This window comes from Nonomuraea sp. KM90, assembly GCF_052246675.1.
Taxonomy (GTDB): Bacteria; Actinomycetota; Actinomycetes; order Streptosporangiales; family Streptosporangiaceae; genus Nonomuraea.
The window spans coordinates 1-2,137 of the sequence record NZ_JBQQCB010000321.1; the positions used below are offsets into that span (position 1 = coordinate 1).

Sequence of the window (2,137 nt, forward strand, 5' to 3'; positions counted from 1 at the left end):
GTAGCGATGATCTCCGAGGCGACGGCCCGCCGGGGGCCTCCGCGTCCGAACGGCGCCCACAGGCTGGCCCGATGCGGCTCGTCGGCCCTGACCTGACCTGGCGCACGGCCAGGTGGAGCGCCGGCGCCGCGTCGGCAGGGGGCGTCATGGGTTGTCCAGGTCGATCGGTTCCAGGGGTTGGGTGGCCGGACCGTGCAGGACGGTTCCGTCGGTTCCGAAGCGCGATCCGTGACAGGGGCATTCCCACGTTTGTTCGGCCTGGTTGAAGGCCACGATGCAGCCGAGGTGCGTGCAGGTGGCGGAGACCGCGTGAACGACCCCCGCCGTGTCGCGGTGGACCGCGCAACGCCGGCCGCCGATACGGACGATCGCGCCCGACCCCGGATCGACGTCGTCGATCGAGTCGACGTGGGAGGAGCGCAGGCGGTCCCCGATGAAGTGGCGTGCGACCTTGGCCTGGAGCTTGGCGATGGGGCCGGCCTCGCGAAGCGGGTGAAGCCGCCGAGGATCGTACAGTTCGGTCCACGGCAGCTCGTGGCCGGTGATGAGAGCGGACAGGAGCTTCCCGGACATGATGCCGTTGCTCATGCCCCAGCCGCTGAATCCCGTGGCCACGTAGACGTGCTCGGCTCCCGGGTGAAGGTGTCCTACGTAGGGCAGGTGGTCGGTGGTGGCGTTGTCCTGCGCCGCCCACCGGTGGGTGATCTGCGTGCCGGGGAAGCGTTCGCTGGTCCAGGCCGCCAGCCGCCGGAAACGTTCGCCGGCGTCACCGGAGCCGGGCTCGGCGATCTCCCCGGTGACGATGAGCAGGCGCTGCCCGTGCCGGTAGGGGGTGGTGCGGACCGACCTGGTGTTGTGCTCCGTGGTGATGTACATGCCGCCCGGGTCCTGCTCGGGTGGGATGGGCGACGCGACCACGAGCTCACGCCGCGGCTGCAGACGGGAGAACAGCAGCGCCCGGTCGAAGATCGGGTAGTGCGTGGCCACCACGACGTCGGTGGCGGCGACCGTGGTGCCGCTCTCGCACGCCAGCCGGCATGGCCGTCCCTCTTCCAATCCCGTCACCCGGGTACGTTCGTACACCCGGGTGCCGTCGCGGACCATCTGCCGCACCAGGGCGAGCAGGTATTTGCGGGGATGGAACTGTGCCTGGTCCTCCACCCGGATGGCGGCCGCCACGTCGAACGGCAGGCCCGTCCCGGTCACCAGGGAGGCGGGCAGGCCGGCCTGCCGGGCCGCGTCGACCTCGGCGGTGATCTGCTCGCTCCCTTCGGCGGACTCGACATAGGTGTAGGCGGGCAGGCGTTCGAGGTCGCAGTCGATGGCCAGGTCGGCCACGGTCGCGAACGCGTGCTCGATCGCGTCCTGCTGCGAGGTCGCGTACAGCCTGGCGGCCTGCTCCCCGTGCGACTGGCGCAACCGGGCGTAGATGAGGGTGTGCTGGGCGGACAGCTTGGCGGTGGTGTAGCCGGTGACGGCGGCGGCGATGCGATCCGCCTCCAGCAGCACGACCGAGCGGCCCGCCCGCGTCAGCTCCCACGCCGCGCACAGCCCGGCGATCCCGCCGCCGACGACGGCGACATCGGCGGTGACGTCCTGCTCAAGCGGCGGGAACGACGTCGTGGCCGTCGATTCGATCCAGTACGACTCGGGCACTCCGGGAAGCGATGCCATAGGCGACGTCTTCCCCCGCGCCCGCCGATTAGGCGCGCTACGAGCACCGAGGCCGAGGGCAGCGGGCACGGCGACCACCTGGGCGTGCCGCGCTCCGACGTCCATGCCGCCGACCCCTCCCTGGAGAGGGTCCGGGTGGTCGCGTGACGCTCGGTGAACACCTCGTGAAGCCTCCCGTACGACCAGTCCCTCCTTCCGCCGGCTGACCGCCGGAACCCGAAACCGCCGCACCCCACCAGCCGCCCTGGGTGGAGATCCTGCGCGCCGTCCTTGATCGGCCGCGTGGGAACCGATGTCGAGGTCACCGCAGGACGCCGACGAACCCGCGCAGCCCTGTTCCGCGGGTGGTCATGGTCAGGGGTTCTTGCCCATGGCCTGGCGGATGGCGTCGCGGACCCGGTCCATCATGGCGATGGGTGTGCCGGCCAGGAGGTTCTTGGTGGCGGTTTCGGTGCCGGGGTGG

Annotated in this window: 1 protein-coding gene; it reads right to left on the bottom strand. The window is 71.2% G+C overall.

Translation table 11 applies throughout. The features are described 5' to 3' along the window. Positions 1 to 144 precede the first annotated feature (144 nt). On the bottom strand, positions 145 to 1,674 hold the full coding sequence (locus ACTWPW_RS63875) for an FAD-dependent oxidoreductase (protein ID WP_443174989.1): 1,530 nt from the start codon (positions 1,672 to 1,674) through the stop codon (positions 145 to 147). Positions 1,675 to 2,137: the final 463 nt, after the last annotated feature.

Excerpts from the sequence above, each read along its gene's own strand:
- ACTWPW_RS63875 (WP_443174989.1), bottom strand. The coding sequence starts at position 1,674 with ATGGCATCGCTTCCCGGAGTGCCCGAGTCGTACTGGATCGAATCGACG.